We start from the raw sequence: 23,225 nt of genomic DNA, 5'->3' as shown, positions 1-23,225 counted from the left end.
ACCGCTGGAACTATGACCTGTCAGCCCTCTACGACATCGCCCATTGAAGGTCAGTATGCGGCTACCCAGAGCCTCGCATCGGCCCTCGACGCGGAAGCCGAACGCCGGCACAAGGCATACCGCGATCTCCAGGCGAGGCCAGGCAAGCGCCACCACTCGCGGGCCTACTCCGCTCCACCCGACGACGCCGTTATCACCGGCGCAGTTCTCGGCATCGCCGAGACTCTCCTCAGAATCCAGGACCACGACACAGCCACCGAGAGCTTCTTCCCCTTCGTATTCCAATCGATTGACCGCGACCCGGCCGCGAGTTACTACCTACGCGCTATGCGCCGCGGTACCTCGCCGTCCTTGCACGCGGCGCTGCACGTCGACCGACGCAAGGGCGAACTCCGGGCCCACGCCCGCGGTGACAACAGCGCGAGTCTGGGAGCCTCCGGCTCTCGACGATGACATAACTCGGGGTCCTCGGGTACCTGCGCTACGCGTCCGTGATGACGACCTGCCTGCGGTGACCACATGTGTGGCAGGTCACACTGAATGCAGAGTGCACCCGCCAGGGTCGCTCGGGTCCAGTCCCTTCTAATTTCCTCGGAGAAAGTAGAAGGGCGACTACATACAGTGGCGCTGTGCAGGAGGAAGGGGCCTGGTCGCCCCTTTCGACTTGTGGTCATCGGTCTGTCGCTGTCGCGCTGCGTCAGTAGACTCTGCCGAGACGCAAAAGGAGCCCTGATCCCCGGTGGTTTCTCAGGCCAGAACCGGGAGGGCTCCTTGCGCGGTGTCCCACCACGTCTGCATGACGAAAGGAACTCCGTATGGAGCAGAGTAGCCGGAAACGCAGCATCAAGCACAGCGCTCGCCTGGACGGGTGGTGCGTGTCCACCACCCGCCACCTGCGGAAATGGATGGCCAGGCATGGACAGAATGTCCAGCATCAGTTCATTCATGGGGCGGCGTACACCCTGGGCAGCGGCGCGGTGAGCCTGATCGTCGTTTGGGTTCAGAGCCGCTTCTGATCTGGCAGAACTGCGAGGCCCGTTACCTTTCTGGTGGCGGGCCTCATTTCGTGAGGGGCCTTCGACAAGATGTTCTGGGAGCGTCGTGACGTCGTCATGACCAACTGGCGCGACGGCTCGATCAACTTCGAGCAGCGTGGCGTCGAGTCCCCGACTTCTGGTCGGTGAACGCGGTCAACATCGTCACCAGCAAGTACTTCCGCGGGGACGTCGGTACACCGCAGCGCGAGACCAGTCTCAAGCAGCTCATCGACCGGATCGTGGAGACCTACACCAAGGCCGGCGAGGACTACGGCTACTTCGCCTCGCCCTCGGACACCGAGATCTTCGAGCACGAGCTGGCCTACGCCCTCCTGCACCAGATCTTCAGCTTCAACTCCCCGGTGTGGTTCAACGTCGGCACCCCCAGCCGCAGCAGGTCTCCGCCCACTTCATCCTGTCCGTCGACGACTCCATGGAGTAGATCCTCGACTGGTACAAGGAAGAGGGCATGATCTCCAAGGGCGACTCCGACACCGGCCTGAACCCCCTCCGGCATCCGCTCCTCCAATGAGTTGCTCTCCTCCCTTTATCTAGCGCTAGAGGGCACTATGCGCAGGCCAGACCGTATGCCCCGATGCCAGGCAGGTTTGGCAAGTGCGACTTGGAGTGCCGGTAAGAACGGTGGTCTCCGGGGTGAAGTTGGGCGCCGTTGATGTCCTTGCAGAAATCATCACGCACCCTCGGCCGGGGTAACCCGTCCGGCAAGGGGGACACTATGACGCCGTGGGCTGATGAAGGGGTGATGGGGCGATGACGCCGGACGGAGAGCACCATGAGAACGGGACGAGCGCGGGGCCGAGGCACCCGCGTCGGCCCCGCTCTGCTCCTCCCCAGCTCAACTTTCCGCTCGTGCGCAACGGGCTGGACTACCTGGAAAGCGTCGTCAACCACCTTGACGAGAATGAGTCGTTGGTGACGCCCCGGGATGTGAAGTACGCCGTGCTCCATCTCCAGGCGGCCGTGGAGGTGCTCCTCAAAGCCCGGCTGCTGGTCGAGCACTGGAGCCTCGTCTTCAGCAATCCTGGTGAGGCCACGCGTAAGGCACTCGATGAAGCCACGCTCTCCAGCGTCTCGACCGAACATGCTGTCACTCGCCTACGGAACATCGCGGGTGTGGACATCACGGATAAAGAAGCGACGGCGCTCAAGCACCTGGCGAAGGACCGCAACAAGCTCCAGCACTTCGCCATGACAGCCCCGGCCCCCGTGATCGAGGCCCGGACTGGCGAAGTCCTCGACTTCCTGATCCGCTTCGTCGACGACGAACTGTTACCTCGCCTCAACCACGAGGAGAAGACCGAGGTAGGGGAGACGTTGGGCCGACTGCGCGGCGGCCTGGCCAGCATCAACACCTTCGTCCGGAAGAGAACCAACCGCATCCGCGGCGAGGTGACGAAAGCTGGCGCCGAGAACCGGACCATCAAATGCCCCGAGTGCGACCATCTGGCCCTCGTGCTCGGTGAGGCGGCAGGTCCAGACGGTGAGACAGCATGGGCCACGTGCCGGTTCTGCATGATCCGATGGGAGCAGGAGGAACTGCTGTACTGCTTCCTGGAGGACGACCGGGGCGAAACCAGCGAGCTCAACACCTGCCCGCAGTGCAGAGAGTGGACCCTAGGTTGGGGCATCCGGGTACTTAGCGACCCTGAGAAAGACGTGCCCTTCTGCTTCGCGTGCTCCGTCGCCTTTCCCTCCGTCGTGCCCTGCGACCGGTGCGCGAGGCCAGTCGACCATGCAGGTGACAGCGGGGAGACCCTGTGCGGACGCTGCTGGGATGACGCAGTGGAGGAGGACCGCTACGGGCGGGAGGACCCCACGGATTACGGCTACGCCGAGGAACCAGGGTAACGGTTGGTTTCTGAGCTGATACGGGACCCCTATCAGCCCCCGATCATGTCCCGGTCCGGACACTCCACCGGGTGCGGCCGCTGCTGCTACGGTCCGGCATGAACACTGACGACTGGACGGCGTTCGGCGTCATTGTTGCTGCGGTCGGGGTGGTGGTCGCCGCGGTCATGGCGTACTGGACGACCAGCAAAGCGGCGGCGGCCGCCGCGGACTCGGCTGATACCGCGCGAGAGGTGGCGCAGATCGAACGCGACCGCTGGCACCGCGAGCTGACTCCTGAGTTGACCTTCAGCCTGATCCGCGTGGGCCACAGCCGTCTGAGGCTCACCACCACACTCGCCGGCCCGGTCGGCCTGGATCACCTCGACACGATCACCCTCACAGTGCGCGACGAGGCCGGACGGGATCACTCAGCCAGACCGCATTACGACGAAGCTATGCGTACGGAGCTGCCGTCGGTGATCTGGGGGCCCGCCCGATTCAGCCCCGGGGTCGACGGGGTTGCCGCGCCCGGCCGCCAGAGCATTATCCGGAGCCTGGAGCGCGGCAACTTCGTGTACCGGCAGATGGATAACTCCGAGCCGCCGAGCTGGTTCCAGGACCCGGGAGACTGGGTGGACGGGTACTGGGAGGCGAGACTGCGCTTGCACGCGGTCTGCGAAGTGGAGGGGCATAGACCCTGGATCGTCGTTACCGAGGTCGAGAACCCGGGGGTGGAGTACATCTCCGACGGCTCAGACGAGATGGAAATTCCGGAGCAATACCGCTGAATCACGGCTGCCCGGGGTCGAGGCCCCGGAGGACCCCGGCGGCAGGCCCTCGCCGAGCGCCGCTGAACGCCACCGGCCCCGGGCCAGCACAAGCAGCTCGCCCGGAGTCGATACGCCGCTGGAGAATCTCACCCGAGATATCTCCGGCGGCAACGCCTCTGGCCCGGTCTCCTTCATGCGCGGCGCCGATGCCTCCGCCGGAACGATCACTCGGGCGGGGCCACCCGCCACGCCGCCAAGATGGTCATCCTCGACGTCGACCACCCGGACATCGAGGACTTCATCGAGACCAAGGCCAAGGAGGAGATGATCCGCGCCCTGCGCGACGCGGGCTCCGACATGGACCTGGGCGGCGACAACATCACGCCGTCCCCTACCAGAACGGGATGCCGACAGCGACTGGCCCTGTCCGAGCCACTGGGAGCGATGAGATGAGCCGCCGCGACCTGCGGAACGACGGGTAGACCGGCACGGGGCGATCGCTCGGACGTGTCTTCGGCCGGTGTCTCGAATCCATATCCTGGCCACCATGGGCAAGAAGAAGAGCGGCAAGCTCGCGGCCGACCAGTTCCGGGTCACCACTCGGCGGATACGTGACTACCTTGATGAGATCGACGGCTTTAGTCTCACAGATCAGGCCGTGACCTGGGCGTACGAGTCCGCCCTGATCAAGACGAGCGTCGCGTTCGAGAAGCTGATGCTGGAGTGTTTGATTGTCGCACTCAACAAGAACACCCAGCCGTTCAGTGAAGCGACCGGAACCACGTTTCCGAAGCACCTGAACCAGAAGGTCTGCCAGTACCTCATCACTGGGGGCGGCTACTTCGACTTCAAGGGACGTGGAGCCTTGCTCGGCGACATGAAGAAGATCTCCGGTGAGCCTCACTACCTTCTTGCCGCGGTCAGCAAGGACAGGTACTACCACTCGCTTGAACTCCTATTTTCCCTAAGAAATTACGCCGCTCATGAGAGCCCGCAGAGCAAGGAAAAGGTGCGCGCGACTATCTTCTGCGCCCGAAAAAAGATCAAGAATCCGAAGTCCAACCAGCAACACGCCGCCGATTTCGCCAAGGCAAAAGCTCCGACGAGCGCGGGATCGTGGCTGAAGCGGCAGAATCGACTGCGCGGAATCCTCGATGATCTAGAAGCGTTGGCCAGCGACATCCATGCGGGTTCACCACACTGACGGTTATAGAAGCCGGAGGTCGTTCCAGCCCTCTGCGGTGACGGAGATGAGGAGCGGCCCGAGGCCCGTTATCTGGGTGCCCTCCGGACCCGTCCCGAGATCTACGGGACGCGGAGTCTGGAGGGTCGCACGACAGGTCGATGCAACCTCACGAGCCGTTGACCTGCGGGCTCTTGCCTCAACGGCACGTACCTACCGTGCTCCGGCTGGCCCCGCGCAAGGGCGATCACTTTGCCCGCAGCCGTACCTCGACTACCCGGTTGCCTTCGACGTCGGGATTGGTGGCCACGTCCACACCGAACAGCGTGTAGAAGCGCTCAAGCGCTTCGTACGCGTCCCGTTCCGGATCACCATTTGCCACCCAGGACCGGTCCCAGGTGTCATCGCTGGCTGGGACGGCTTCGCTGAGGAAGCTCTGCATCATGCCTCCCCCCGGGGCCAGGAAGCGTGGTTCCTCGCCTCCGAAGCGGTGCACGACGATGCGGTGCCGCCATGGCCCGGGCACGCGTGGGACGACCAGCCTGTCGGCGAGGCGGAAGTACTCGAGGGTCATCTCCGTCACGACGTGAGCGTTGATACGCATCACAACCGGGGCCGACTGCTGCGCGCCCCAGCAGAGCATGTCGGGATTGGCCACCGCGCCGGCGGTCATCAGGCCGTCGGGCCGCACCCACACCGCGCTACGCGGGCGGCCGATGAATAGGCCACCGCTGAGAGTCTGTAGGCGTCCGGTGTTGTCGGCGAAGTTGAATCCGGAGCCCCGCAGGACGTCCTGGTTACGCAGAGCGCCCTTGATCCCGTCGTGGCTGTGGAGTCCAGGCAGGATCTGTGACGGTGGCTGGGCCGGGATGCTCTGCCAGAACAGCACCGGCGTCTCCTCCCAGTCCTGCCGCTGCTCCAGCTCGTCCAGGACCTCGTCGGGCTCTTCGTGCCACTGTTCGTGCGCGGGCACCAGCACACCGGTGGGGGCGGTATCCCGCGCCCGCAGGCCCTCGTTGATGAGCTGATACACGTCCTCCGAGGGCATGTACACCGTCCGGTCGCCGTGGCGAACGGAGATCGCGAGCCCCTCGGCGAGCTTGTCCTTATCGTTGATCAGCTTTCGGACCAGGACGTACCGCGAGAGCTCCGGGAGCGGTTCCACTTCGAGCACCAGGTAGTACAGATCGGTTCCGGCGGTGCTCCGGCCTGGGTCGCGGTACCAGTGGTGGCTGATCTCTATGCGAGGGCGTAGGTACTCGTTCAGGGTGTCGACGTACTGGACGACGTCCGCGCGTTCCTGTGGGAAGGGGTGAAAGCTGGTGGCGACCTCCAGCGCCTGATTGCTCTTCTTCTCCGCCGTCACACCCAGCACGAGCAGCCCACCGTGCGCGTTGGCGAAGGCGGCCACATCCTTGCAGAGTTCGAACTTGCCCTTCTCGGATGCCAGGTTGTACGGAGACCGTTTGAAGTCCAGCCACGAGGTCTCGGCCACGCCGAGGAGGTCATCGGGACGGCCAGAGGTCAGCGACTCGATCAGCGCAGAGCGACTCAGAGATGTCACTCAGTCACCCTAGTGGGCGAGCGCGTTGGGAATGTTCGCTCGGTCGTCGCTGCGTCGCCGGGGCCGCTTCTCATCCGGCTCCCCTGCTGGAACCTCGGATTCATCTGCCGATGTCCGCTACCGGTTGCACAATGAACTCCTTCGCGTCCAGCCCTGATTCGTCACACTCCTGATGGCGCCGGACCTCGGCGCCACGCGCAGCGTCGGAACGTTGGTCTCCACCAGCCAGTACTTCATGGACCTGCGCACGCTCATGGCCTTGATCTTTGCGTCCTGGCCCGCTGGACGCACCTATGCGGCTACCCAGAGCCTCGCATCGGCCCTCGACGCGGAAGCCGAACGCCGGCACAAGGCATACCGCGATCTCCAGGCGAGGCTGGACCAATCGATTGACCGCGACCCGGCCGCGAGTTACTACCTACGCGCCATGCGCCGCGGTACCTCGCCGTCCTTGCACGCGGCGCTACACGTCGACCGGCGCGCGGGGGATCTCAGGGCCCACGCCCGTGGTGACAACGGCACGCGGCAGGGAGCCCTCAAAAACCTCCGTGACATCACCCGGCTCTGGGCCGCAAGCTGAATCGTCAAGCGAAAGGCTTTTGTCCATGTGTGACAAGGAAGGCAGCACACACTCAAGCGTGAAGCCTGCCGAAGAGACAGCGGCCAGGGTGGTCACGGCTTTGCTCGCTGCCGATCACAACGGTGCGGTGACGATCGAGCACTGGGACGTGCCACCCCGCCAGGGTGCCCATGACTTCTGGCTGCATCGCGGAGGGAAGCGAGAGGCGCTGGAGATCACCACGTTTGCTGAGCAGGACACCAAGACGCGTTCGGCGCATTGGCAGAAGCGGGGGCCCGGCTACTCCACGACGGTGGAAGGCATCACATCAGCCTGGACCATCATGGTCGACCAGGAGTTTCGCGCGGACGCGCTCACGAAGAACCTCTCCGGATGGCTCCGATCCCTGGAGGCCGAGGGCATTCGTGAGACCGGCCGATGGGACTCCCGTCGCGTCTATTCGCATCCGGTGATAGCTGCACTGGCCGAAGCCGGGGTGATGATCGCGCGGGTCGTTTCGGGGCCCCCGGCCGGGTTGGTGTCGTTGAGCTACGTCTCTGCCGTCCCTACGCGGACGGCGGGAGATCCCGGCCATGTCTCCAGAGCGTTGACGCAGGTGCTGGGCCTGGAGCGTCATCAGAAGGACGCTGCCAAGCTCGACCGCTCTGGCGTCTCAGTCAGACATCTCTTCCTCTGGGTCGACCCAGCCAGTCGCTGGGACGTGGTGCGGGCATGATGACCGGATCACGTGGGTATGGCTCGCCGTCCCCACTGAGCATGGTGCCCAGGTGCTGCGGTGGTCGGCGCCTTCTGGCTGGCTCCGAGACGACGTGACGATCCCCCTGGAATAGCCCCGGCAGGTGAAGCGCTGCTCGCGGCTGCCCACCCATCTGATCAAGGTGGTGACAATAAGCCCTGCGAAGTGACACCTATCGCTGCGAGGCACAAGCCGGGCCGCACGTGGTGCGGGACACTTTTGCAAGCAGGCGCTTGCAATTGTTAGCGCGAGTGCGGCAGTATCAACGTATGGCATCGCTCAACGTCGGAAGTCTCGGCGAATATCTGCGCGAGCAGCGTCGCAACGCGCAGTTGTCGCTCCGTCAGCTCGCCGAGGCCGCCGGGGTGTCCAACCCGTATCTCAGCCAGATCGAGCGCGGACTGCGCAAGCCGAGCGCGGAGGTCCTGCAGCAAGTCGCCAAGGCGCTGCGGATCTCGGCCGAGACGCTGTACGTACGCGCCGGCATCCTCGATGCGGAGCGCGAGCGGGACGAGGTCGAGACGCGTGCGGTGATCCTCGCCGACCCCTCGCTCGACGAACGACAGAAGAACGTCCTGTTGCAGATCTACGAGTCCTTCCGCAAGGAGAACGGGTTCGGGATCGCGGGCAGCGGGGCAGCCGAAGAGACCGGCGGCGATGCCGAGCCCTCAAGCAGCAGTTGATGTGATCCGGGAGGACCACGCCATGGCCATCAAGGACGACCTGCGCAAGACCCTCACCGACCCGACGCCGCTCTACTTCGCGGCCGGCACCGCCGAGTTGGCGTTCCAGCAGGCCAAGAAGGTGCCGGGACTCGTCGAGCAGCTGCGCGCCGAGGCGCCGGCGCGCTTCGAGAGCGTACGCAACACCGACCCCAAGGACGTACAGGAGAAGGCGGCGACCCGGGCCAAGGAGGCTCAGGCGACCGTCACCGCCAAGGTGAACGAGATCGTCGCCACGCTCGACACCGACCTGAAGAAGATCGGTGAGACCGCTCAGGAGATCGCGCTGCGCGGTGTCGGCTTCGCCGCCGAGGCCGCCGTGAAGGCGCGCGAGACGTACGAGAAGGTCGCCGAGCACGGCGAGGAGGCCGTGAAGGCGTGGCGCGGCGAGGCCGCCGAGGAGATCAACGAGATCGCCGTGGCCGTCGAGCCGGACGCCGAGCCGAAGTCCGAGGCGACGCCCGAGGAGAAGTCCGAGGCCGAGGCCAAGACCGCGGCCGCCAAGAAGACGACCGCCGCCAAGAAGACGGCGCCGGCCAAGAAGACCGCTCCCGCCGCGAAGAAGACGGGTTCCGGCTCCACGCCGCCCGCCAAGTAACAGGGCGTGTCGACGGGCCGGGCACTTGTGGAGTGTCCGGCCCGTTGTCCGGGTACGGTGGCCACGGCGGCCGCAGGCCCGGTCTTTCAGAAGTGTTCAGGCAGTCGAAGTCGATTCTGGTGGTGGCGTTGTGCTGATGCAGGGTTTCAACACGGTGATGTCACTGCTGAGCCTGGCGCTGATCGTCTTCAGCGGCTTCGCGTTCATCGACGCCGCCACCCGGCGCGAGGACGCCTACCGCGCCGCCGACAAGAAGACCAAGCCGTTCTGGCTGATCATCCTCGGCATCGCGTTCGTCGTGAACCTGCTGTTCCCGATCCTGTCGTTCCTGCCGATCATCGGGCTCGTCGCCACCATCGTGTACATGGTGGACGTGCGGCCCGCCGTCCGGCAGATCTCCGGCGGCGGGGGCCGCAAGGGCCGCGGTTCCAGCAGCGACGGCCCGTACGGGCCGTACAACGGCGGGCGCTGACCCGACCGCCGACCCCTGAGCGGTCCCAGCGGTCGGTCCTAGCGGTCCCACGGGTCCTACTGCCGGTCCTCCGTCTCAGCGGTGCCGACCGTCCGTTCCCCCCGTCTCAGCGGCGCCGACCGTCGGTTCCTCCGTGTCAGAGGTCAGCGGTCGAGCAGCAGCACCGCCACGTCGTCCGTCAGGTCGCCGCCGTTGAGGTCGCGGACCTCGTTCATCGCCGCTTCCAGGAGCGCGTCGCCGGTCAGACCCGCCGCGCGCTGGCGGCGGACCAGGTCGACCATGCCCTCCTGGCCCAGGCGCTGGTTGCCCTCGCCGATCCGGCCCTCGATCAGGCCGTCCGTGTAGAGCATCAGACTCCAGGACGCGCCCAACTCCACCTGCATACGCGGCCAGCGCGCCTTCGGCAGCAGACCGAGCGCCGGGCCGCTGTTCTGGTACGGCAGCAGCGTCGCGGCGCGTCCCGGGCTCGCGATCAGCGGCGACGGGTGGCCCGCCAGGCACAGACCGGCGCGCCGTCCGTCCGGCGATATGTCCACCGTGCACAGCGTCGCGAAGATCTCGTCGTCGGCCCGCTCGTGCTCCAGGACCTGCTGGAGCGTGGAGAGGAGTTCGTCGCCGCACAGACCCGCGAACGTCAACGCCCGCCAGGCGATGCGTAGTTGCACGCCGAGCGCCGCCGCGTCGGGGCCGTGCCCGCAGACGTCGCCGATCATCGCGTGGACCGTGCCGTCGGGCGTGCGCACCGTGTCGTAGAAGTCGCCGCCGAGCAGTGCCCGGGAGCGGCCGGGGCGGTACCCCGCGGCGAAGCGCAGCGGTGAGCCGTTCAGGAGCGGTGTCGGCAGCAGGCCACGCTCCAGGCGGGCGTTCTCCTGCGCGCGCAGCCGGGACTCGGTGAGGCCGCGCTGCGCGATGTCGGCGCGCTTGCGCTCGACCGCGTAACGGATGGCCCGGCCCAGCAGGCGCGAGTCCAGCTCGTCCCTGAACAGGTAGTCCTGGGCGCCCACGCGCACCGCCTCGGCGCCGCGCTCGGCGTCGCCGGACGTGGTCAGCGCCACGACGGCCTGGCGGGGCGCGAGGCGCAGGATGTGCCGCAGGGTCTCCAGCTCGTCCCCGTCCGCACGGGCCTTGGCTCCGGGCAGTGCGAGGTCGAGCAGGATGCAGTTGACGTCGTCCGTGAGCAGCCGCGCGGCCTCGGTGAGGTTGCGGGCGGTGCGCACACGGGTCGGTCCGCCCGAGGAGTCGGGCATCTCCGGGATGCTGAGGGACCCGGTGGGGTCGTCCTCGATGACCAGGAGGGTCAGCCCGGCGGCCGGAGCCGCCGGGGTGTCCACGGGCGCCGTGGCGTCCGTGGCCCGTGCGGCGTGCGCGGTGCGTGCGGCGGCGGTGCTGTGGTCGTGGTCGTCGGTCGCCTGCCGGGGCAGGTCGGCGGAGTGCAGAGTCGCTGGCGCGGACGCAGCGTGAGCCTGACCACCTTCCACGGCCGGGATTGCTCTCTGCCGCGGTACGGGTACGGGCATCGCTTCGGTTTCCTTCCCTCCCCCCGAGGGCGCGGTGGGACGAAGGTCCTCGAACCACCGACGGGGACATTAGCGGTAGCCGACGCCCGAACGGAATGGTGAGCGGCAAACGGCCAGCGTCATATGCCGTCACCAGTACCGCAATTGGGCAGGTTCCGGCCTTCCGTCCGGCGGTACGGGATGACGAACATCACGTGGAGGCGCCGGAACCGGAGCGCTGTGAGTGCGGTGCGTCACATGGGACGGGTCACGCGTCCCGGACACCCGCGCGCCTACGGGCCGACATCAGGCGTCGGGCCGTACAACACCCAATATCGCCATGGATCCGGCACCCGCGATCGTCACCGTGCGCCCGGGTCGGGGGGCGTGGATGATCGCGCCGTCGCCGATGTACATCCCGACGTGACTGGCGTCGTCGTGGTAGATGATCAGGTCGCCGGGGCGCATGTCCTTGATGTCGATGTGCTTGAGCTGCCTCCACTGCTCCTGCGAGGTGCGCGGTATCGGCTTTCCCGCCGCCGCCCACGCCTGGGAGGTCAGCCCCGAGCAGTCGAACGACTTCGGCCCCTCGGCGCCCCAGACGTACGGCTTGCCTATCTGGGCGCCGGCGTACCGCACGGCCGCCTCGCCGGCCTTCGTCGCCCTGCCGTTGATCTCCTTGAGGACGCCCGAGGAGAGCCAGGCCGACTGCGCCTTCTGCTCGGCCTCCTCCTCCAGCTTCTTCAGCCGGTCGCGCTCCTTCTTCTCCAGCGTGCCCTCAAGGTCCTGAGCGGCCTTGATCTGCTTCTCGATCCGCTTCTTGGCGGCGGCCTTCTCCTTGCGGCCCTCTTCCAGCCGCTTCCACTGGTCGGAGGCGTCCTCGGCGTATCCCGCCAGCGCGTTCTGCGTCTTGGTGAGCTGGGACATCAGGTTCTTGGTGGCCTGCTGGCCCTGGTACATCCGGCCCGCGTTGTCCAGGAACTGCTGCGGGTCGCCGGAGAGCAGGAACCGGGCCTCGCGCGGCACGCCGCCGGTGCGGTACTGCTCCCGCGCGGTCGCGCCCGCGCTCGACTTCAGCCGGTCCAGCTTCTGCTGGCCCGCCGCGATCTTCTGCGCCAGCTTCACGATCTCGACGGACTGCCGGTCGGCCTTCTCCTCCGCCGCGTTGTACTCGTCGGTCGCGACGCCCGCGTCGTGGTAGAGCTTGTCGATCTTCTTGCGGACGGCTTCGAGGTCCGTGCCGCCGGCGGGTGTCGAGGGCGAGGGTGTGGGAGCCGGCGCCGCGTACGCCGCACCCGGCGCCGTCAGGACGGTCAGGGCGCACACCAACGCCACGGCCGCCATCGTCGTCGTACTCCGCTTGCTCATCCGCTCCGCCCCCACAGCCGAGACCACCTGACGCCATGCCATAACTGATTTACCGTCAGTAACTTCCGCGTGCTCCGGGGATGGTGCCATGCGCACGCCCAATACGACAGACCCCGCACGGTGTGACGAACGGGACCCGTAGATCGTTCCCCCGGTCCGCTCAGCCCTCGCGGGGGGCCAACGCCGCCCAGTCCACGGTCACTTCGCCCTGCCGCCACCGTGCGGGACCGTCCACCACCGGCCAGTGGCCCGTCAGATCGCGCACCGCCCGGATCCAGCGCTGGCGCGCGCCGTACGAGGCGTAGGGCGCGGCCGCCGCCCACGCCCGGTCGAAGTCGCGCAGGAACGCGTGCACCGGCTCGCCGGGCACATTGCGGTGGATCAGCGCCTTGGGCAGCCGCTCGGCCAGGTCGGACGGGGTGTGCAGGGAGCCGAGCCGGGTCGCGAACGTCACCGTCCGCGGGCCCTCGGGCCCCAGCGCCACCCACACGTGGCGCCGCCCGATCTCGTCGCAGGTGCCCTCCACCAGGAGCCCGTCGGGCGCGAGCCGCGCGCACAGCCGCTCCCAGACGCCGGTGACCTGGTCCTCGTCGTACTGGCGCAGCACGTTCGCCGCGCGGATCAGCAGCGGGGGAGCGGAGAGGGGCAGTTCGAAGCCGCCGTGGCGGAATTCCAGGCCCTCGCGCTCGTACGGTTTCGCGGCCGCGACCCGCGCCGGTTCGATCTCGATGCCGACCACGCGCGCGCGGGGCGCGGTGTCGCGCAGCCGCGCCAAAAGCTCGACGGCGGTCCAGGGCGCCGCTCCGTAGCCGAGGTCGACGGCCACCGGGTCGGCCGCCCGGCGCAGGGCGGCGCCGTGCGCGGCCGCGATCCAGCGGTCCATGCGGCGCAGCCGGTTCGGGTTGGTCGTTCCTCGCGTCACCGTTCCCACGGGGCGGGAAGGGGTACGCGGGCTCATGGGAAAAGGGTATGCGGTGCGGGAGACGGGGCTCGGGTTGAGTCTCGTACGGTAATGATTCGGCAAAGTGGAAATGGAGGGCCTCGCTCCGGCGTTGCCGCCCTTGGACGGGGGCTTCTGCCCTCTCCCAGCCGTGCCCGCACGGCGCCCGTATGTGTCGTACGCCGCTGTATGCCCCACCAAGGAGGGCCCGCCACGTGAGTCAGTACGTGACCAGGTTCCGCCGTTCCGGGGCGGCCCCGGCCCGCCTCCGCTTCCCGGGGGCGCACCGGCGCCCGCGCCGCGTGGCGATGCTCAGCGTCCACACCTCGCCGCTGCACCAGCCCGGTACGGGCGACGCGGGCGGCATGAACGTCTACATCGTGGAGCTGGCCAAGCGTCTCGCCGCGATCAACATAGAAGTCGAGATCTTCACGCGGGCCACTACAGGCGGCCTGCCGCCGGAGGTCGAGCTCGCGCCCGGCGTTCTCGTCCGGCACGTGGACGCGGGCCCCTACGAGGGTCTCGCCAAGGAGGAGCTCCCCGCGCAGCTCTGCGCCTTCACGCACGGCGTCATGCAGGCGTGGGCGGGGCACCGGCCCGGCTACTACGACCTGGTCCACTCGCACTACTGGCTCTCCGGGCACGTGGGCTGGCTGGCCGCCGAGCGCTGGGGCGTGCCGCTCGTGCACGCCATGCACACCATGGCCAAGGTCAAGAACGCGGCGCTGGCCGAGGGCGACACCCCCGAACCGGCCGCCCGCGTCATCGGTGAGACGCAGATCGTGCGCGCCGCCGACCGGCTCGTCGCGAACACCTCCGAAGAGGCCGACGAACTGGTCCGCCACTACGAGGCCGACCCCGGGAAGGTCGCCGTCGTCCACCCGGGCGTCAACCTGGACCGGTTCAAGGTCGGCGACGGCCGGGCCGCCGCGCGCGCCCGCCTGGGCCTGCCGCAGGACGCGCTCATCCCGCTCTTCGCGGGCCGCATCCAGCCCCTGAAGGCGCCCGACATCCTGCTCAAGGCCGTCGCCGTGCTGCTCGACGAACGCCCCGAACTGCGCTCCCGGCTGCTCGTGCCGGTGGTCGGCGGCCCCAGCGGCAGCGGCCTCGCCAAGCCCGCCGCCCTCCAGAAGCTCGCCGCGCGGCTCGGCGTCGCCGACGTCGTCCGCTTCCAGCCGCCGGTCGGCCAGGAGCAGCTCGCGGACTGGTTCCGCGCCGCGTCCGTCCTCGTCATGCCGTCCTACAGCGAGTCCTTCGGGCTCGTCGCCATAGAGGCGCAGGCCGCGGGGACGCCGGTGCTCGCGGCGTCCGTGGGCGGCCTCCCGGTAGCCGTGCGCGACGAAACCACCGGCTTCCTTGTCGACGGCCACGAACCCGCCCGCTACGCGCGCGTGCTGCGCGAGTTCGCCGACCATCCCCACCTGGTGGACACGATGGGCGCGGCGGCCGCCCGGCACGCCCGCTCCTTCGGCTGGGACACCTCGGCCTCGGCCACGGCGGACGTCTACACCGCCGCCATGCAGGAACACCGCCGTCACGTACCCTCGCACCATGGCTGAGCACCTCACCCCTGCGGCGACCGTCGAGTCCGTGCTCAAGGACGCCGAGCTGGAGTGGGAGAGTCCGGAGCCGGGCTCGTACGTGGTCACACTCCCCGGCACCCGCAAGCTCTCCACCACGCTCTCGCTGCGCGTCGGCCGGCACAGCCTGTCGCTCAACGCCTTCGTGATCCGCCACCCGGACGAGAACGAGGCCGGGGTCCACCGCTGGCTCTTGGAGCGCAATCTGCGCCTGTACGGCGTGAGTTACGCGGTCGACCAGCTCGGCGACATCTACCTCGCCGGCAAGCTCCCGCTCTCCGCGGTCACGCCCGACGAGCTCGACCGGCTCCTCGGCTCGGTCCTGGAGGCGGCGGACGGCGCGTTCAACACGCTCCTGGAGCTCGGGTTCGCGAGCTCGATCCGCAAGGAGTACGCGTGGCGGGTGTCGCGCGGCGAATCGACGCGCAATCTCGACGCGTTCACGCATCTGATCGAGCGCCCCTCCAAGTAGCGGATCTCTTCCGCCGGCTGATGACTGCCTGACCCCTTCCGTGTCAGGGGTCTCCGTGGCATGCTCGCGCCCGGCACTCACATGAACGTCGTTCATATATCTGTACGTCGACTGGTTGTCCGTCGGTGAAGGGTGGCAGGGGTGGCAGCGGTACGGGATCTCAGCAGACGCGGCATGTTGGGCGGGGCGGTCGCCGTGGCGGCCGCGGCGGTGACCGGGATCGGGGCGGGGCCCGCGAGCGCGCGGGCGGGCCATGTGCCGGACATCTGGACCGAGTTCGCGAAAGCCCCCTTCACCCATCCGCAGATCCCGTACGTCGGCCGCGCGGGCTCCCGCCGGGCCGCCCGCCCCGACCGTCCCTCGCGCGTGCTGCGCGCCGAGTCCTACGGGGCCGTCGCCGACGCCACCACCGACAGCGCCCCCGCGATCAACCGTGCCCTCGCCGCCGCCGGAAGGGCCGGCGGGGGCACGGTGCTCCTCGGCGAAGGCACGTACCGCATCGACGACCTGATCCACATCGGCCACGACGACGTCGTCCTCAAGGGCGCGGGCAGCACCCGCACCAAGCTGTACGCCACCAGGAACCTCACCGAACTCATCGGCGTCTACGGCTCCCGCTACGGCGGCGACAAGTCCTCCTGGTCCTGGGCGGGCGGCCTGATCTGGCTCTGCCCGGCCGATCGTTTCCGTACGCTCACCGACGCGATCCGCGCGCGGGCCTGGCCGTTCGAGGGCTGGACCGGCAACCGGCGCGACGAGTGGCGGACCCTGACGACCGTCGCCCCGGCCCGGCGCGGTTCCTGGTCGGTCACGGTCGCGGACGCCGACGGGCTCCGCTCCGGCGACCTCGTCCTCCTGCGCCTCGCCGACGACGCCGACCACACCCTCCTGGAGCACATGGCGGGCGGCGGACCCGGCCCCGAGGCGTACTTCTGGGACGACAAGACCAAGCTCACCTCGTACGTGCCCTACGAGTGGCCGGTGCGGATCGCGGCCGTGCGCGGCACCCGCGTCACCTTCGAGCGGCCGCTCCCGCTCGACGTCAGGCCGGAGTGGGACCCGCGCCTCACCACCCACGTGACGGCCCTGACCGGCGCGGGCGTGGAGGGTCTGACGCTGGAGGCGGTCGAGACCCCGCAGTCCCCGCACCTCCTGGACAAGGGCTACAACGGCGTCGCGCTCCAGTGCACGTACGACTGCCTGATCGACGACGTCACGGTGTGGAACGTCGACAACGGCTTCGGGTTCGTCGCCGCCTCCGCCTCGACGCTGCGCCGCACCCGCGTCGGCGGTCGGGGCGCGCACCACCCGTACTTCTGCCGCGAGGGCTCGCACGACAACCTGGTCGAGGACTTCGCGATCGAGGGGCGCACGGTCCCGGCGCCGTCCGGCACGCAGCTGCACGGCATCAACGTGGAGGGCCTCTCCTCCTCCAACGTGTGGTCGCGCGGCCGCATGGAGATGGGCACGTTCGACTCCCACCGCGGCATGCCGTTCGCGAACGTCCGCACCGACATCACGGTGAACAACAACGGCCGGCACGGCGGCGACGCCTCCGCCGGGCCGCTGTTCGGGGCGCGCTTCACCCACTGGAACATCCGGGTCACCAACGAGCGCGCGGGCCTGATGAAGATCGACGGCCTCGCGCCGTACAGCGCGACGGTCGGCGTCAACACGGTCCGCGAGTTCGACCAGACCGACGTCCCGGACTTCACGGGCGACCTCAACTCCCGTCTGGAGCTGTACGGAACGACGGACGAGGTGCGCCCACGCAACCTGTACGAGGCCCAACAAGACCTTCGGCTGGGCTAGTTGAGGGCGACCATCCGCACGACGGTCACGGTGAGCACGGAACCGGAGACGTAGTAGAGGACTATCGCCCCGCCGATGGTGGCCTCGCGCCGGTCGCGTTCACCGGCCACCGTGGTGGAGCCGTGCCCGTACGGATCGTGGGCGAGGGTGCGGTTCATCTCGGCGCGGAACGCGTCCGGTTGGGCCATCTTGGCCAGGGTGTCGTCGGCGGGCGGTGCGTACGCGATACGGCAGGCGCTGCGCCTGCGGCGCCGGCTCAAGCCGTGCCCCGCCTCTCCGCCTCGTCGCGGGCGAGCCGGGCGAGGATCGCGTCGGCCTCCGGGTCGGGCACGGCCTCCAGCATCCAGTGCCGCATCACGGCGTGGATCTGGTCGACCCCGGCGGCGTTGATGGCCTTGTCGAACTCCGTGCGGCGCTTCGGATCGAGCGCCGCACGGATCGCCGGGATGTTGTTGGGCACGTCGACCTCGACCCCGCCCACCAGCGTTCTGGGTGGCTCGTCGGTCCTCGTGCTCCTCGGGGATTCGGGCATGTATGGTCCCGTACCCGCCGAACTGCCCGCCCACGCGGGGCGGTTCGGGCCGGGGCTCGCGATGCCCGGCGGCGGACCCGGGCCGACAGGCCTGACGACGAGGACGTCGTCAGGCCGCCTGGCCCGTCGCGGCGGCCGTCGGTGCGTCCGCCGGGGCGGCGGTCTGCTGCGACGGCTTCGACTCCTGCGCGGGCAGTGCTCGCATCAGGACCCGGTACCCGGCCGCGGTCACCGTGCCGAGCGCCGCGCACCCCGCCCACAGCCAGCCCGCGCCCGCCGAGTCGAGGACCCAGCCGCCCGCGAGCGGGGCGACGAGCGCCGCCGCCGACCACGACATCGTGTAGACGCCCTGGTAGCGGCCGCGTCCCTCGGCGGGGGAGAGGCGGGCGACGAGACCGGACTGGGTCGGCGCGTTGACCATCTCGCCGAGCGTCCAGACGATCACCGTGAGGGCGTACGCGGCCAGCGATCCGGCGAAGGCGGTGAGCGCGAATCCGTAGCCGATGAGGAGCGAGGAGACGGCGAGCAGCCGGCCGGGGTCGCGGCGCTCGATGAACCGGGTCAACGGGATCTGGAGCGCCACGATCACGACACCGTTCACGGCGGCGACGAGCCCCACGTCCGCGCTGGAGAACCCGTTCTCGCCCATGACGATCGGCAGCCCGACCGAGCTCTGCGTGAAGACGACGGCGACCAGGAACGACAGGCCGACCATGAGCATGAAGCGCCGGTCGCGCAGCACCGTCCCCATGGTGACGGCCGATCGCTGCCCGGGAACCGGCCCGCCGCCGGACGGACGCGACTCCTTGACCTTCACGAAGACGACGCAGGCGCACGCCAGGGTCATGGCCGCCTCGACGAGGAAGCCCAGCGTGTAGCTCTGGGCGACGAGGAAACCGGCGTACACGGACGAGACCGCGAACCCCAGGTTGATCGCCCAGTAGTTGAGCGAGAAGGCCCGCACCCGGTCCTCGGGGCGCACGATGTCGGCCATCATCGCCTGGATCGCGGGCCGCGACGCGTTCGAGGCGAGCCCGAGCGCGAAGCCGGTGACGGCGATCGAGACCGGGTCGCGCACGAAGGCCAGGACGGCGACGGTCGCGGCGGTGGCCAGCTGCGCGCCGAGCAGCGTGGGCCGCCGCCCGACCCGGTCGGCGAGCACCCCGCCGACCATCGACGCGATGACGCCGCCGAGCCCGATGAGCGAGGCGACGAGACCGGCGTACGCGGCCGAGAAGCCGCGCGCGGCGGTCAGGTACAGCGCGAGGAAGGTGAGGACGAAGCCGCCCAGCCGGTTCACGAGGGTGCTCGTCCACAGCCACCAGAACTCCCTCGGCAGCCCGGAGACGGACTCCTCGGCGGCACGTCTGAGCGAGGCGACTGACATGGGTGCATCCCCCGGGGGTGGTGTAAGTGGTGCGGCAGGTTTACGTAACTTACGACCCGGGTAATCGTGCGCGCCAATCAATTGACGACCACCGTCAATCGGCGAGGACGAGAGCCGTGGATTAGGCTCGGGGCCATGGCCGACGCACCGTACAAGCTGATCCTCCTCCGTCACGGCGAGAGCGAGTGGAACGCGAAGAACCTGTTCACCGGCTGGGTGGACGTCAACCTGAACGAGAAGGGCGAGAAGGAGGCGGTCCGCGGCGGTGAGCTGCTGAAGGACGCCGGCCTGCTCCCCGACGTGGTCCACACGTCGCTCCAGAAGCGCGCGATCCGCACCGCGCAGCTCGCTCTGGAGTCCGCGGACCGCCACTGGATCCCCGTGCACCGCTCGTGGCGCCTGAACGAGCGCCACTACGGCGCCCTCCAGGGCAAGGACAAGGCGCAGACCCTCGCGGAGTTCGGCGAGGAGCAGTTCATGCTGTGGCGCCGCTCCTACGACACCCCGCCGCCGGCGCTGGACCGCGACGCCGAGTACTCGCAGTTCTCCGACCCGCGCTACGCGACGCTCCCGCCGGAGCTGCGTCCCCAGACGGAGTGCCTGAAGGACGTCGTCGTCCGCATGCTCCCGTACTGGTTCGACGGCATCGTCCCCGACCTCCTGACGGGCAGGACGGTCCTGGTCGCGGCCCACGGCAACAGCCTCCGCGCCCTGGTCAAGCACCTCGACGGCATCTCGGACGCCGACATCGCGGGCCTGAACATCCCGACCGGCATCCCGCTCTCGTACGAACTGGACGCCGACTTCAAGCCGCTGAAGGCGGGCGGCACGTACCTGGACCCGGACGCGGCCGCGGCGGCGATCGAGGCGGTCAAGAACCAGGGCAAGAAGAAGTAAGCCCCACGCTCTGAGCCCCCTGCTCGCGGAGTGTCCGTGAGCAGGGGGCTTGTCGCTGACGTACGCCGCGACCCGGCGCCCCTTCCCGGCAGCTCCCCGCGCATGGCATTTTCGGGGGGTGACGATTCAGCAGCCTCATCCGCCCCGTACCGACGACATCGACCGCGAGCTCGTCGACGTCGCCGCCGACATCGCCCGGACCCGGTGTCGCGGTGACAACCACACCGTCGCGTCCGCCGCCCGGGACCGGGACGGGCGGATCGTGAGCGGGGTGAACGCGTACCACTTCACCGGCGGGCCCTGCGCCGAGCTGGTCGTCATCGGGGCCGCCGCCGCGCAGGGCGCGTACGAGCTGGAGACGATCGTCGCCGTGGGGGACCGGGAGCGCGGGGTGATTCCGCCGTGCGGGCGGTGCCGGCAGGCGCTGCTCGACTACTTCCCGCACATCAACGTCATCGTCGGTCCGGCGGACGCCCTGCGTGCCGTGCCCGTCGCCGAGCTGCTGCCCGAGACGTACGTCTGGGCCGACCACCAGCTCGACGCCGACTGAGGTCAGCGCACGCGGGCCGCGATCTCCCGGGCGCACGCCAGGGATTCGGCCCGCGTCGTGTCGACGACCAGGTCGTACGTGACGCCCTGGTGCACCGACTCGGCCTGCGACGCGGCCATCCCGGGCACCCGGTTCCCGCGCGCCACCTCGCGCCCCGCCGCCGTCCGCGCGTCGCAGCGCACCCCGACCCAGAGCACGTCGAGTCCGTCGAGCGCCTTGGACCAGCGGGCCTGTGAGTGCGGGCCGCCCAGGAACACCTCGTCGACGATCACCTTCGCCCCTGCCGCGGCCATCGCCGCGACGCCCACGGCCCAGGCCTCCTCCGCCCGACGGAAAGCGGGGCCGACGGACACGGATCCGTCGGCCCCGAAGTCGATCCCGCCCCCGGCCGCCGGCAGGGCGTCGACGAGCGTGTCGACGCCGAGCGTCAGCCATGACTCCGGCAGCAGCAGATGCTGGAGGCAGCGGGCGATGCCCGACTTGCCCGAGCTGGAACCCCCGTTGAGGACGATCACGTCAGTCATGGCGCCAACGTAACCGTCCGTGGGGTCAGTTGGACCAGTACAGGTACTTCCACGAGCCGTACGTCGTCGTGTTGACGTTGTCGCCGGACGAGGCGTTGATGTACGACGAGCGGACCCGCGCCTTCACACCGGACGTGCCCGCGGCGCCGGTTCGTGCCACCGAAGTGCCGTCGGACTTCAGCTCGATCCAGGAAGAGTTGCGTCCCACCCAGTGGCGGTCCACGTAGACCTGGAGCTGGAAGTACTGGTCCCGCTTCGGGTAGTAGCTCATCTTCGTGGTGAGCAGCGGGTTGGTGTCCTTGTGGAACCAGTAGTACGTGTGCGTCCCGATCGCGCCTGTCCTGTAGTGCTTGGAGACGGCCATGGACACCTTCACGCGCGCGTACGCCGTCGACTTCACGGACTTCGAGGCGGTGCGCCCGTCACCCGCGAAGACCGCGGTGACGACGGTGTCCCGGGTCATGTCGACCGTCGCGGAGAAGTTCCCGCTGGAGTTGACCGTCCCGGACTTGACGAGCTTGTCCGGGCGGTCGCCGCCGTACGGGTTCGCCCAGATCTCCACGGTGCGGTTCTTGTACGTCGTGCCGAGGTGCGCGGTGAAGGAGACGTCCGTGCCGTACGCGTAGACGTTGCCGTTCTTGTTGAGCGACAGGGACGGTGTCGTACGCGCGATGGAGACCTGGTCGGACGCGGTGGCCGGAAGGTGGTCCGCGTCGCCCGCGTACGCCACCCGGTAGGTGACCGTGCCGCCGGCCGGCGGCACATCGGTGAAGTGGTACGAGCCGTCGGCGCCGACGGTGGCGGAGGGGAGCGCCTTGCCGCCGGGGCTCTCCACGTCGACACGGGTGACGCTCAGCGTGGTGCCGGCCGGCAGCGGCACGCTCGCGGTGGCCGTCCCGGTCACGGTGATCTCCTTGCCGCGGGTGGCGGTCGAGGGGGCGTTGACCGTGAGGGTGGGATTGCTGAGCGTGGGGTCGGTCAGGACCTTGAGCGTGTGGACGTTGGTGCCGGAAGGGACCAGCGCGAAGATCCGGGAGGAGTCCGGGGCCCACGCGAGTTCGTCCCGGCCGGGGATGCCGAGGTCGTCCTGCGGGTTGATGGAGCCGGTCTCGTACGTGTGCAGCGCCTGCGTCGAGCCGGGCCGGAAGACGGCGACCCGGTCGCCGGTGGCCTGGGCGACGAGGCCGTTCGGCGCGACGTCGGCGGCGCGGGCGGCCGGAAAGGCGCCGGCGTCGGTGAAGGACCCGCTCGCGTAGTCGGCCCGTTGGTACCCGTTGGCGAGGACCTGCGGAGCGCCGGGAATCAGGTCGATGTCCCACAGGTCCGCGCTCATCAGGGCGTCGGTGCGAGCGGTGAACTCGGGCACGGCCCCGGAGACATCGACCACGGCGGCCTGGTGCGCCCCGTTGCCCACGACGCTGAGGGCGAGCGTCCCGGGTCGGCCCGGGTCGGCGTCGATCTTCAGCTGACCGAACAGGGCGGCGTCCGCCGGAAGCCGGTCGAGGGCGACCGTCCCGGAAGCCGGGTCCAGCGACCCGATGGTGGGTCCCTGGCGGCCGCTGTGCGTGAACCACAGCTTTCCGGCGGTGAAGGCGACGTGATCGGGACCGGCGGCCGCCGCGACCGGGTACCGGGCGGTGACGTCCAGCGTGGCCGTGGACAGCGCCACGATCTCGTGGGCGCCGGGGAGCGTGGCGTAGAGCGTCGCCCCGTCGTCGGACAGCGCGAGGTCCGTGACGAGCGGCAGACCGCTCACCGAGTCGACCACGCTGCCCGCGTAGTCGGCGGCCACGATCCGGCCGTCCGCGCGGTCGCCGACGAACACCCGGCGCTGCGCCCCGTTCACGACGATGCCGCCGGACGAGCGGACGGACACGATGTCGGCCGAGGCGGAGCCGGTCGCGGCGGCGCTCAACGCCACCGAACCGACAAGGACCGCGAGCGCTGCCGCGGTGGAAATGCTGCGCTTACGCACAGGTATGAACCCCCACACAGAGATCCCGGCGGACAGCCGGGAGACGAGGGCGCCGCGCGACGCCCCGGTTGCCTTGCGACGGCCCGGGGGCGCGGCTGCCATCGCGCAGCGTAAGGCACGAAGTTGCCTGATGGGGAGGGGGTTTGCCAGGGAGGGGAGTGACCAGGGAGAGACGGTGG

The 23,225-nt window shown here is 69.0% G+C and carries 24 protein-coding genes and 2 pseudogenes; 17 read left to right on the top strand and 9 right to left on the bottom strand.

Annotated elements, in window-relative coordinates:
• The first annotated feature begins 12 nt into the window (after positions 1 to 12).
• The 7 genes and pseudogenes from V2W30_RS18375 to V2W30_RS18345 all read left to right on the top strand — a co-directional run bounded on the left by V2W30_RS18375 (position 13) and on the right by V2W30_RS18345 (position 4,862).
• Positions 13 to 453, top strand: a complete 441-nt coding sequence (locus tag V2W30_RS18375) for a hypothetical protein (protein ID WP_338697927.1) — start codon at positions 13 to 15, stop codon at positions 451 to 453.
• Between the two features lie 362 nt (positions 454 to 815).
• Positions 816 to 1,016 carry a hypothetical protein gene (locus tag V2W30_RS18370; protein ID WP_338697925.1) on the top strand — a complete coding sequence of 67 codons (201 nt, stop codon included), beginning with the start codon at positions 816 to 818 and terminating at the stop codon, positions 1,014 to 1,016.
• A 69-nt stretch (positions 1,017 to 1,085) separates the two neighbouring features.
• Positions 1,086 to 1,582 (top strand): annotated as a pseudogene (locus tag V2W30_RS18365) (vitamin B12-dependent ribonucleotide reductase); the annotation flags it as partial.
• A 325-nt stretch (positions 1,583 to 1,907) separates the two neighbouring features.
• The gene (locus tag V2W30_RS18360; RefSeq protein ID WP_338697923.1) at positions 1,908 to 2,906 is read left to right on the top strand and encodes a serine/arginine repetitive matrix protein 1; all 999 of its coding nucleotides are present in this window, start codon (positions 1,908 to 1,910) and stop codon (positions 2,904 to 2,906) included.
• Positions 2,907 to 3,004: 98 nt separating this feature from the next.
• Positions 3,005 to 3,676, top strand: a complete 672-nt coding sequence (locus V2W30_RS18355; protein WP_338697921.1) for a hypothetical protein — start codon at positions 3,005 to 3,007, stop codon at positions 3,674 to 3,676.
• A 142-nt stretch (positions 3,677 to 3,818) separates the two neighbouring features.
• A pseudogene (locus V2W30_RS18350) lies at positions 3,819 to 4,042 on the top strand (hypothetical protein); the annotation flags it as partial.
• Between the two features lie 163 nt (positions 4,043 to 4,205).
• The gene (locus tag V2W30_RS18345) at positions 4,206 to 4,862 is read left to right on the top strand and encodes a hypothetical protein (RefSeq protein WP_338697919.1); all 657 of its coding nucleotides are present in this window, start codon (positions 4,206 to 4,208) and stop codon (positions 4,860 to 4,862) included.
• 226 nt (positions 4,863 to 5,088) lie between these two features.
• Here V2W30_RS18345 and V2W30_RS18340 read toward each other — a convergent pair whose 3' ends face one another.
• Positions 5,089 to 6,405, bottom strand: a complete 1,317-nt coding sequence (locus tag V2W30_RS18340; RefSeq protein ID WP_338697917.1) for an ATP-binding protein — start codon at positions 6,403 to 6,405, stop codon at positions 5,089 to 5,091.
• A gap of 172 nt (positions 6,406 to 6,577) precedes the next feature.
• On the opposite strand from V2W30_RS18340, the gene V2W30_RS18335 reads away from it, so the two are divergent.
• The 5 genes from V2W30_RS18335 to V2W30_RS18315 all read left to right on the top strand — a co-directional run bounded on the left by V2W30_RS18335 (position 6,578) and on the right by V2W30_RS18315 (position 9,513).
• Positions 6,578 to 6,985 (top strand): hypothetical protein, encoded by a 408-nt coding sequence (locus V2W30_RS18335; RefSeq protein ID WP_338697915.1) that lies wholly within the window; start codon positions 6,578 to 6,580, stop codon positions 6,983 to 6,985.
• 58 nt (positions 6,986 to 7,043) lie between these two features.
• The gene (locus V2W30_RS18330; RefSeq protein WP_338697913.1) at positions 7,044 to 7,700 is read left to right on the top strand and encodes a hypothetical protein; all 657 of its coding nucleotides are present in this window, start codon (positions 7,044 to 7,046) and stop codon (positions 7,698 to 7,700) included.
• A gap of 290 nt (positions 7,701 to 7,990) precedes the next feature.
• Positions 7,991 to 8,404, top strand: coding sequence for a helix-turn-helix transcriptional regulator (locus V2W30_RS18325; RefSeq protein ID WP_338697911.1), 414 nt, complete (start codon positions 7,991 to 7,993; stop codon positions 8,402 to 8,404).
• A gap of 22 nt (positions 8,405 to 8,426) precedes the next feature.
• The gene (locus tag V2W30_RS18320) at positions 8,427 to 9,041 is read left to right on the top strand and encodes a hypothetical protein (protein ID WP_338697909.1); all 615 of its coding nucleotides are present in this window, start codon (positions 8,427 to 8,429) and stop codon (positions 9,039 to 9,041) included.
• A 136-nt stretch (positions 9,042 to 9,177) separates the two neighbouring features.
• Positions 9,178 to 9,513 carry a DUF2516 family protein gene (locus V2W30_RS18315; protein ID WP_338697907.1) on the top strand — a complete coding sequence of 112 codons (336 nt, stop codon included), beginning with the start codon at positions 9,178 to 9,180 and terminating at the stop codon, positions 9,511 to 9,513.
• A gap of 143 nt (positions 9,514 to 9,656) precedes the next feature.
• Here V2W30_RS18315 and V2W30_RS18310 read toward each other — a convergent pair whose 3' ends face one another.
• The 3 genes from V2W30_RS18310 to V2W30_RS18300 form a co-directional block, all read right to left on the bottom strand.
• A complete protein-coding gene (locus V2W30_RS18310) occupies positions 9,657 to 11,030 on the bottom strand; it encodes a fused response regulator/phosphatase (RefSeq protein WP_338697906.1) in 1,374 nt (457 codons plus the stop codon).
• Between the two features lie 285 nt (positions 11,031 to 11,315).
• Positions 11,316 to 12,377 (bottom strand): C40 family peptidase, encoded by a 1,062-nt coding sequence (locus V2W30_RS18305; RefSeq protein WP_338697905.1) that lies wholly within the window; start codon positions 12,375 to 12,377, stop codon positions 11,316 to 11,318.
• A gap of 160 nt (positions 12,378 to 12,537) precedes the next feature.
• On the bottom strand, positions 12,538 to 13,335 hold the full coding sequence (locus tag V2W30_RS18300) for a class I SAM-dependent methyltransferase (RefSeq protein ID WP_338697903.1): 798 nt from the start codon (positions 13,333 to 13,335) through the stop codon (positions 12,538 to 12,540).
• A gap of 197 nt (positions 13,336 to 13,532) precedes the next feature.
• Between V2W30_RS18300 and mshA the strand changes: the two genes are divergently transcribed.
• The 3 genes from mshA (at position 13,533) to V2W30_RS18285 (ending at position 17,181) form a co-directional block, all read left to right on the top strand.
• Positions 13,533 to 14,876 carry a D-inositol-3-phosphate glycosyltransferase gene (gene mshA, locus V2W30_RS18295; protein WP_338697901.1) on the top strand — a complete coding sequence of 448 codons (1,344 nt, stop codon included), beginning with the start codon at positions 13,533 to 13,535 and terminating at the stop codon, positions 14,874 to 14,876.
• Positions 14,869 to 15,369: a YbjN domain-containing protein gene (locus V2W30_RS18290; protein ID WP_338697899.1), complete on the top strand. Its 501-nt coding sequence runs from the start codon at positions 14,869 to 14,871 to the stop codon at positions 15,367 to 15,369. The genes mshA and V2W30_RS18290 overlap by 8 nt, the downstream gene beginning before the upstream one ends.
• Positions 15,370 to 15,543: 174 nt before the next feature.
• Positions 15,544 to 17,181 carry a glycosyl hydrolase family 28-related protein gene (locus tag V2W30_RS18285; RefSeq protein ID WP_338703671.1) on the top strand — a complete coding sequence of 546 codons (1,638 nt, stop codon included), beginning with the start codon at positions 15,544 to 15,546 and terminating at the stop codon, positions 17,179 to 17,181.
• On the opposite strand, the gene V2W30_RS18280 is transcribed toward V2W30_RS18285, so the two are convergent.
• From V2W30_RS18280 to V2W30_RS18270, 3 genes are all read right to left on the bottom strand, one after another.
• Positions 17,178 to 17,369: a hypothetical protein gene (locus tag V2W30_RS18280; RefSeq protein WP_338703670.1), complete on the bottom strand. Its 192-nt coding sequence runs from the start codon at positions 17,367 to 17,369 to the stop codon at positions 17,178 to 17,180. The genes V2W30_RS18285 and V2W30_RS18280 overlap by 4 nt on opposite strands.
• 68 nt (positions 17,370 to 17,437) lie before the next feature.
• Complete coding sequence (locus tag V2W30_RS18275; protein ID WP_338697897.1) at positions 17,438 to 17,713, bottom strand: hypothetical protein; 276 nt, start codon at positions 17,711 to 17,713, stop codon at positions 17,438 to 17,440.
• A gap of 109 nt (positions 17,714 to 17,822) precedes the next feature.
• Entirely contained in the window at positions 17,823 to 19,100 is a 1,278-nt protein-coding gene (locus V2W30_RS18270) for an MFS transporter (protein ID WP_338697895.1), read from the bottom strand.
• 135 nt (positions 19,101 to 19,235) lie between these two features.
• Between V2W30_RS18270 and V2W30_RS18265 the strand changes: the two genes are divergently transcribed.
• Both V2W30_RS18265 and V2W30_RS18260 read left to right on the top strand, forming a co-directional pair.
• Positions 19,236 to 19,997 carry a phosphoglyceromutase gene (locus V2W30_RS18265; RefSeq protein WP_338697894.1) on the top strand — a complete coding sequence of 254 codons (762 nt, stop codon included), beginning with the start codon at positions 19,236 to 19,238 and terminating at the stop codon, positions 19,995 to 19,997.
• A gap of 118 nt (positions 19,998 to 20,115) precedes the next feature.
• Positions 20,116 to 20,547 (top strand): cytidine deaminase, encoded by a 432-nt coding sequence (locus V2W30_RS18260; protein WP_338697892.1) that lies wholly within the window; start codon positions 20,116 to 20,118, stop codon positions 20,545 to 20,547.
• A gap of 2 nt (positions 20,548 to 20,549) precedes the next feature.
• Here the strand turns inward: V2W30_RS18260 and cpt are convergent, their stop codons facing one another.
• Both cpt and V2W30_RS18250 read right to left on the bottom strand, forming a co-directional pair.
• A complete protein-coding gene (gene cpt / locus V2W30_RS18255) occupies positions 20,550 to 21,071 on the bottom strand; it encodes a chloramphenicol phosphotransferase CPT (protein ID WP_338697891.1) in 522 nt (173 codons plus the stop codon).
• A gap of 25 nt (positions 21,072 to 21,096) precedes the next feature.
• Positions 21,097 to 23,046, bottom strand: a complete 1,950-nt coding sequence (locus tag V2W30_RS18250; protein WP_338697890.1) for an Ig-like domain repeat protein — start codon at positions 23,044 to 23,046, stop codon at positions 21,097 to 21,099.
• Positions 23,047 to 23,225 lie beyond the last annotated feature (179 nt).

This window comes from Streptomyces sp. Q6 (assembly GCF_036967205.1).
Taxonomy (GTDB): domain Bacteria; phylum Actinomycetota; class Actinomycetes; order Streptomycetales; family Streptomycetaceae; genus Streptomyces; species Streptomyces citrinus.
Note: the sequence above shows the minus strand (reverse complement) of the source record. Positions and strands in the feature narration are given on the sequence as shown.